This is a genomic window from Shigella sp. FC1567 (assembly GCF_001743015.1).
Lineage (GTDB): Bacteria > Pseudomonadota > Gammaproteobacteria > Enterobacterales > Enterobacteriaceae > Escherichia > Escherichia coli.
Window position 1 is genome coordinate 1 of sequence record NZ_MIIV01000090.1, and the last position, 8,076, is coordinate 8,076.

The following is an 8,076-nucleotide window of genomic DNA, read 5'->3' on the forward strand; positions in this document are numbered from 1 at the left end:
CGAACTCCGCCTTCGCAAAATAAGCGGAAGCCTGGCGAAGGATATCGTTACTGCGGCGCAGTTCACGATTTTCACGTTCCAGCTCTTTCAGACGCTGACGTTCAGCGGTGGTGAGCCCGCCATCACCGCCTCCGGTATCCCGCTCATGCTGGCGTACCCAGACACGCAGAGTCTCCGGTGTACAGCCAATCTTTGGGGCAATGGAACAAATTGCCGCCCACTGTGAGTCATATTCGCCCTGACTTTCCAGAACCATACGAATCGCCCTCTGACGGACTTCGGGGGAAAAACGAGTATTTTTAGTCATCCTGTTTACCTCTTTCTCAGGGAGTTTAGTCTCCAGGATTCCCGGGGCGGTTCATACAGCGGCTCCAGCAGTTCAGCAACGGCACCGGTCCAGCGACCCAGTGTGGCACGGCTCAGCTCCACGCCCTGACGACGGTATATTTCTGACTGGCGGTATAACTGTCAACGACGGATGAAAAGTGGCTCTTCCGCAACCTGGGTGGAGATTTTCATGCCAGTGGACTCATTACCCTCTGCCTGAGTAGTTCAAATCCTGCTCGACCATACATCTGGCGTTTCAGCATCTTCTTCAGGCGATTTACATGACCTTCGACAACACCATTACTCCAGCGACTACTGATTGCCTCACATATAGCTGCAGCATCAGCTTCCATCCCCGCCGCCACGCGCCGAAATTCTGCTGAACCGCTTTCGTGGACTCGAGTGAACCAACTGCTTAGCTGTGATTTATTTTGGGTTTTCAGAATACGGTAGAACTCGAGTGCCAGTTGCTGCGCTATTTTCAGCTCAGGTTCTTTTTCACACATCAGACTAATAAATCGGGAAGCATAATTTTCTTCATCCCTGGTTATTCTCCAGGGCATCAACCAGCGGCTTACCCGGGACACTGAAGGAAGTCTGACGGCAGTAGTAACCGGTGGGTTCCAGCCTTTACGCCATTTGGCAACCGCATCCCTGACGATGGTTTCACTGCCTGTAAATCCCCGGGCCACCATTTCCCGCCATATCCGGCTGGCGTTATAATTACCACTTTCTCGTTGCTCTTTTAACCACTCCCTCCATGGTGTCAGCGAAAAACGAAACCGCTGTTGAAATCCCTGGAAAGCTGGTTGCGGAAAAGATGAAGACCCTGTCGCGACACTCAGAGTTGGCGAAGGCGTTCGCGTACGCACTTAACCAGTGGCCGGCACTGACGTACTATGCGAACGATGGCTGGGTGGAAATCGACAACAACATCGCTGAAAATGCCTTGCGGGCGGTCAGTCTGGGTCGTAAAAACTTCCTGTTCTTCGGCTCTGACCATGGTGGTGAGCGGGGAGCGCTACTGTACAGCCTGATCGGGACGTGCAAACTGAATGACGTGGATCCAGAAAGCTACCTTCGCCATGTGCTTGGCGTCATAGCAGACTGGCCGGTCAACCGGGTCAGCGAACTGCTTCCGTGGCGCATAGCACTGCCAGCTGAATAACACATCCCCGTCAATACGGCCCTCGCTGTACGCTTACTCATCACCTGCTATTAATCCCCGAGTCAGTACTTCGCGGCCTGACGCGATCACCCTACTCAGTACTTCAGAGCCCGCCTCCGGTACCTGCCTGGCGATCGCCCCTGTGCAACAAAATAAATCAACCGTTATCAAACCACGATCGTTCGTATGCGCCGCCGATGACGCGCGCCTGAAAAACGCGTCAATATGAGTTCCCCGGAAGCTTACGATAATACGCTTATGAACATTACAACACGCTCATGCGGAACCTGGATGGGGGAAGGAACGGTGAAGCTGTTAGCGAATGACCGGCGTTTGTATAAACGCCGGTCATGATGAATGATATTTCAGAATATACCTCGGGCTAAAATACCGGGACAGAGATCAGGCGTGATTAATCTGCAGCATTTTTAATAACAGAAGTACTGAGCTTACTTTACCTTTGATGATGTAATAGTTATTTCCGTCGGTACTCATTTTTCCCTGAAATAATGTCACGGATGTTTCTTCCTGCTGATCCTGCAGGCGCAGTCGTAAGGTCATATTTTTAATGAGCTGAGATCCGGGTGGCAAGGGGTATTTGCTGTCAGATACTGGGCGACTGAGTCTGATGTGGCGCGTATACAGCCCGTTTTCGTACAGGGTGGCCTCTGTTATGGTGTCAGTGACCAGCATGTGGGAGACAATGCTGTATTCTTTTTTAAAGCACCCACCAGAAACGGTGATTGTAATGATAATGGTCTTCTCGATCGAGATGTAAATACCCGTTTCGTTATACTGTCCGTATCGGAACCATGAGAACTCAGTTGCATTCCAGCCATGCTCCAGAATATGTGCATTTTTTTGCCTGATAGTTTCTTTTTTTATTCGCTCATGTTTAAGGCATAACAGGCAGATAAATAATGTCAGAAAAAGAAAGCTAATAATGAGAGCAAGAGCGATATAGTCTGTCACAGGGTAATACATATTCTCTCCGGTAGAAGAAGGGCCGCAAACGCGGCCCGGGCTGTTATCAGAAAGAGTAACGGAAGTTGGCGTTGATCGCGTTATCCACGTTGTATTTACCAAATGCCGATTTCTCAAACTCAAGACCAAAGCGAAGATTATCGCGAATTTCGGCGTTGAGACCAACATTCATGAGAATACGACCGTCTTTTTCACCTTTGATACGTTTCTCACCGGACGCATCACGCAGTACGGTTTCACCGTTGGCAAACAGGTCAAACTGGTAGCCAAGGCCGGCGCGGGCTGTGACTTTCCAGTCCTTACCGGAGAAGGATTTACCCACATCAACACCGGTACGCCCAATCAGCGGATTAAAGTCCTTATCCTTCATGGTCACGCTCATTCCGCGATCCTGCCAGTCGAACCGTTTACCTGATACGGCCCCATAAACCAGTTCTGCCTGCGGCTCAATCCAGGAGTCTTCTGTTACATGATAGCGGTAGCCTGCTTCAGCACCCACATACAAGGAATGAGAACTGTAGTCTTTTGTTCCGAGCCCAGCAAAGGTCGCCGAGTACTCATTATTATGGTGAACATACTTACTAATCAGGTCGATATAGGCACCAGAGTCAAATATAGCGGAAGCATACAGACCTGCCCCGACGGACTTCGTCTTGCCACTGAATGCATTACTGCTGGCATGACTGTCGGTATACGTCATAGTCAGACCAGTGAAAAGGTCAAGTCCATCCAGCTCATGTTTTTTATCCACACCAATCTGCACATGGGTGTAGTTGTCACTGTATCCACCAGAAGCTGAACCTGCTCCGCTCATGATGCGGGCCCATGCACCGACCTCGCCATTGGTGTCACGCAGATCCCCCATTCGTTTATTCAGGTTGTTGACTTCTGTCAGGAAGGCTTTGTAATTACCGGACATATACGATTTTGCTGCACTGGAAGATGCTGTATTTTCAGCCACCTTATATCCGGTCAGGGTCCACGTGGTATGTTCCTGATCCTCTTTCGTGCTGATCACAGGAGATATGTTGCTGAAACCTATGGCCTGAGTACTGGCTTTAAATATCTCTTTATTGCTTCCTTTTGGGGCTGTTATCAGGTCAACGTTTAATCCTGAGTTATTATTTCCCACTTTCTGTATATCGACCGACAGACTGTTATTGCTTCCGGTTAACTGATTTTTAACAATGAGTTTATCCGATTGATTTACAGACTGGCTCAGATCAGCCCGCATAATCACAGCAGTATTAGTGGCATCCAGTGTGTTTACTGTCACAGTATGGAAACCCGAATTCTCTATGTTACTAAACAACAAAAGACTGTCGCGGGTTTTTAATGATTGCAGGGCTGACTGTCCGTTTACTCTCCATAAGGTGTTATACATGCTGGCTGAGGCAGCAGGAGCATCAATACCTCCGGTATAAGAAGTATCAAAGCCACCCAGCAAACCTGTAGCCAGCGGTGTGTGTGTGGTTTTGTCCAGGTTATCTTCTTTATACTGGTCAACACCAAACAGAATAGATGCTTTTTTGTCTGATTTTATATTACCATTGACCCAGGCATAATTTTGAGCCTTTAACGTGGCACCATCTTCTGTCATATTATATCCATCTGACATATAGATTGCCGGGCTGTATTTATTATTTTCTGTAGGGGTGCCTGTTAATGTCAGGGTTCCGGCCAGTTCAATAGCTTTATCTACATACATTTTTCCCTGGGCGGTAACAGTAGCTCCTTTGTTGATAATCAGGTCTGTATTAATTAAGGATAATGCACCAGTCATAGTAACAGTTGATTTATCACCAACAGTTATTTTGCTGTTTTGAGCACTCAGACTGCCGTTGAAACTACTTTCGCCTGCTGAATCCCCGGAGCGAAGCTGTTGTCTGAATCCAAAACCTTCGCCAGTAATGTTTCTTCCTGAGAACATGTCAATGTATGCAGTTTTATTTCCCAGAACAATTTGAGAGTTTTTAGCCTCTATGTGTCCTTTTACATTAGCATCCCGGCCTATACTCAGGGTTGCGTTTTCTAAATTTAATTTCCGGAAATTAAATTTACGACTTTCCCAGTCGGGCTGGGAAAAAGAGGCTATCTGATTGTTGGACTTATATTCCGTATTGTAACGTTTATTTACAGTGCTTTCCTGGTCCTTTATGGCAGCAGAATAGTCTTTTTGACATAAAAAAGGAATTGGACAGTTGTTATTGCCTTCTTTAAATATGGCATGTTCTGTCGCATGTCCTTGTAATGTTAACTGTGCATTCCGGACAGAGATATCGTTTTTGATATCGACTGAGCCATCAAAGATCAGATTGGCATTATTGTTATGTTGCTGGGTAGTATTGATAATATGATTTATGCTTATATTACCTGATACATTCCCATGGTACATATATGCATCAGTATTAGTAAGTGATAATGTTGATTGCTTCACGTTTGAGTTCGTTACGGTTGTTCCCGCATCTGTTGCTGCGATTTTCTGAAATGACTGGTCATAGCCGTTTAGATCCAGTGTTCCGCCATTTCTGGTAAAATAGATTTCGCCATTACCGCTTTCGCTTAAAGCGTCTTTGGCATTTATTTTTACCGTACCTTTACCTCCGGCCATGTAAATTTTATTGAAGGCTTTTTCAGCACTAAGGATGACAGTCCCATTACCTATTTTAAGGTTATTTCCCTGTGCTATTTTTACATCCAGAGTACCACTACCTATTTTATGCAGATTATCTCCGGCAACGCCCTTAACATTCCATTCAACGGTGGTATTATTATCAATATCTATCCCGGCACCTTTATAAGACTTATCTTTTCCGTACACTTTATATGTCTGGTTCTTATCGAATATAAGCCCGCCAATGCCAAGATCGGTATCCTGCTTGAGCGTTAATTCCCCTCCTCCTGAGACAGACAGGTCCTTATCTTTTATAATCGATGATAACTCTTGTTTTTTACCATCCAGCTGCATAGTGTTTGTGAAATTCTTTTTTAAATTGTTTACCAGAATATTATTAAATAACGAGTAGTTTGTCCAGGCTATATTGGTACTACTGATAAAACCAACTGTACTGGTAACACCATGGAAAACCCATTTTTGTTGTTCTTTATCATATAGATAAGAACCAGAACCACTATCGCCAAAAATTGGTGAGTTTTTAAAAGGGGTTCTGTTGGTATAAATGTAACTCTTGTTTTTCCAGTCCAGATTAAAAAGACTTGCGCTTAACAAGTCGGGATTATAGTTTTGTCCAAACAGATATTGTTTGCCGTTTAATATCGTTGAGGTTGTTCCGGCACCTGCTCTGAAGCCAATTATTTGTTCCTTACCGTTGTAGTTTACGCCATATCTTTTCATCGCATCTTCGGGAGAAAGTGAGAAGTCGGCACTCTCCGTAACCCCTGTTGTTTCCACGACGAATTTATTCAGACGATGAACCGAAAAGTCGCCAGATGATACTCTGTTACTTGCTTTATATGCTGTCTGATCCCATGACTGTGTTGTTATTGCATGATGCTGTGTACCGTTATGAGTCGCAGTAACACTGTACGCACCTCCAATTGATGTTGTTGCACCTTTGTTGGAAACAGCAGAAAAATCAGGTACAGGTAGTTCTGGAAAATGAAATATCTTTCCATCTTTCATCATTAATTGAACATTTGTTGCACCCGGTCTGAACTCTCCTCTGTTTTGAGCAAGGTCAAGATAATCGCGGGTCCATATATTATTTATATCCAGCATTGCTGCAAATGCTGTTTCACCATAACTTCCATATATTGAGGATAAAATAATACCGAGGATAACTTTCTTTCTTGATGTACCGACACTAACTTTCCGGGTCAGTTCAGAAACAGCAACTAATCCACCTGTAATATGACTATATTTCAGTGAATAAATTTTATTCATACGTGAACTCCGATATTTCTGAGTTGTGGTTATGGGATAGCATTTAATTACAACGGGGAACTATCAGTCATGGTACGTAACTGATAAGGGTATAATGATAATCACTGTCAGTTATATTTGTATGACAGATGTAACAAAATGAAAAAAAAGATAAGCACAAGTGATTGATTGGTCAGATATTGATCACCTGGTGTTTGTATTTTGACCTTTGCGATCAAAATTTGATCTTTGTTGTTTCCGGTCAATCCTTTACAGGTTTTCTGTATTATCCGGGGGAGTTAAGTCTGTCGATGTCCGACAGACTTTTGATGATGGAAACAACATGCAGCGATAATGTGCATGCTGTTTTGCAGGTGGAACTCAGAAGGTGAACTGGAACTGTGCGACCGCACCGTAAGTGTTGTCCGTGCCGATCAGGCCTGCAACATCAAGGTGAACCACATCAAACGGTGAGATCCCCACCCCGGCCGTGAATGCACTGCCGTCGTTACCGGCCAGATTCTGACGGTAACCGGCGCGCAGCTGTGCCCATTTCCAGGCATTAAATTCTGCGCCAATGGCGGCAAACTGACGGTTGCTGTCGGAGGTGAAACCGCTGGCCGGGGTCAGATCCACATCAAATGCGGTGGTGAACATCGCGTTGTGCCAGGAGACACCGGCCGTCACCTGCGGGCGGATCCTGAAGGTTTCCGTGATACCGTTCACTTCTTTTGTCTCAATACTACGGGGGATCAGGTTCTGTGCGACCAGTCCCAGCGTCCAGTTGTCATCCAGGTTCGTACTGGCACCGATGTCGGCGTTGATGCCATTTTTCGTGTTGTGGTAGCGGTCGCCTTTGAAGGCGCTGCTGTCATAATTTCTGACCAGCACGTTGTAGTTGAACAGGTCGACGCGCTGGAATTTGGGGGGGAAGCCCAGAGACCATTTCTGCCCGGCCGTTTCCAGTTCCGTAGCCAGAGCAATACCCACATCAGTGATCAGTGCCGCGCGGGCAAAGGCCTGTGATGTCAGGCGGCTTTTGTCCACCTCCTGCCCGGTGCTGTTTGCCACCTCTTCCAGGTAAGTGAGGTCAGCATCAGAGACTTTACCGTCGACACTGACGGTGCCGTGTGATTTAACCATCAGTGCGGCAGAGAGGCGATCACCGGGAAGGGCCGCCACAGCAGAAACGCCCAGCTGTGCGGCGGCATGTGTGTTACGGAAGTCCCGGAGGTGTTCTTTCAGGCGTGCGGCAGCCTCAGGAACACCGTGGTTACTTTCGATGGCGCGGTCGAAGGCCTTCCACTCATCACTGATCCGGTCGGCGTTGTCGGTGATATTATCCGGATTGGAGAGCTGCGCGCCGACGGACGGAAGCAGGATGCTGGGCTCATGCGCGACGCAAAATCCACGATGTATATATCAGTACTAAAAGCGCGACGGCGGAAGAAGCTCTGAAACTAATCGGTGAACTGTACGCCATAGAGCACGATATACGCGGGTTACCGGTGTCTGAACGCCTGGCGGTCAGGCAAATGCAGAGTAGACCGCTCCTGACTTCCCTGTATAAGCTGATGCAGGAGAAAGAACACACGTTATCGAAGAAATGTCGTCTTGAGGTGTACTGGCAATAGCGGACACTACCATTTGTTCTTTTTTTAAGCAGCCATCTGATGATATTTTTCCCTGAAGGCTGCCGGGGAGATATTCCCCA

Annotated in this window: 4 protein-coding genes and 5 pseudogenes; 2 read left to right on the forward strand and 7 right to left on the reverse strand. The window is 46.6% G+C overall.

Features of this window, described 5'->3' with window-relative positions; genetic code table 11:
* From BHE85_RS07035 to BHE85_RS07045, 3 genes and pseudogenes are all read right to left on the reverse strand, one after another.
* On the reverse strand, nt 1–307 hold a 307-nt coding region (locus tag BHE85_RS07035; protein WP_032219445.1), incomplete at its 3' end, for a transposase.
* A 53-nt stretch (nt 308–360) separates the two neighbouring features.
* Nucleotides 361–465: pseudogene (locus BHE85_RS27290) on the reverse strand (IS66 family transposase); the annotation flags it as partial.
* Nucleotides 466–515: 50 nt separating this feature from the next.
* Nucleotides 516–1,100 (reverse strand): annotated as a pseudogene (locus BHE85_RS07045) (transposase); the annotation flags it as partial.
* On the opposite strand from BHE85_RS07045, the pseudogene BHE85_RS07050 reads away from it, so the two are divergent.
* Nucleotides 1,095–1,495 (forward strand): annotated as a pseudogene (locus tag BHE85_RS07050) (IS66 family transposase); the annotation flags it as partial. The pseudogenes BHE85_RS07045 and BHE85_RS07050 sit on opposite strands and share 6 nt — an antisense overlap.
* Before the next feature lie 402 nt (nt 1,496–1,897).
* On the opposite strand, the gene BHE85_RS07060 reads toward BHE85_RS07050, so the two are convergent.
* The 3 genes and pseudogenes from BHE85_RS07060 to BHE85_RS07075 all read right to left on the reverse strand — a co-directional run.
* Nucleotides 1,898–2,479 carry a hypothetical protein gene (locus BHE85_RS07060; RefSeq protein WP_000291751.1) on the reverse strand — a complete coding sequence of 194 codons (582 nt, stop codon included), beginning with the start codon at nt 2,477–2,479 and terminating at the stop codon, nt 1,898–1,900.
* 46 nt (nt 2,480–2,525) lie between these two features.
* Nucleotides 2,526–6,383, reverse strand: a complete 3,858-nt coding sequence (gene sigA / locus BHE85_RS07065) for a serine protease autotransporter toxin SigA (RefSeq protein WP_047930534.1) — start codon at nt 6,381–6,383, stop codon at nt 2,526–2,528.
* 360 nt (nt 6,384–6,743) lie between these two features.
* Nucleotides 6,744–7,748 (reverse strand): annotated as a pseudogene (locus tag BHE85_RS07075) (conjugal transfer protein TraF); the annotation flags it as partial.
* On the opposite strand from BHE85_RS07075, the pseudogene BHE85_RS07080 reads away from it, so the two are divergent.
* Nucleotides 7,733–7,978, forward strand: a pseudogene (locus BHE85_RS07080) (IS66 family transposase); the annotation flags it as partial. The pseudogenes BHE85_RS07075 and BHE85_RS07080 sit on opposite strands and share 16 nt — an antisense overlap.
* On the opposite strand, the gene BHE85_RS27040 reads toward BHE85_RS07080, so the two are convergent.
* Nucleotides 7,890–8,076: hypothetical protein (locus tag BHE85_RS27040; RefSeq protein WP_206779257.1), on the reverse strand; the 187-nt coding region annotated here is incomplete at its 5' end. The pseudogene BHE85_RS07080 and the gene BHE85_RS27040 overlap by 89 nt on opposite strands.

Coding starts and splice junctions, on each gene's coding strand:
- BHE85_RS07060 (WP_000291751.1), bottom strand. CDS start 2,479: ATGTATTACCCTGTGACAGACTATATCGCTCTTGCTCTCATTATTAGC.
- sigA (WP_047930534.1), bottom strand. CDS start 6,383: ATGAATAAAATTTATTCACTGAAATATAGTCATATTACAGGTGGATTA.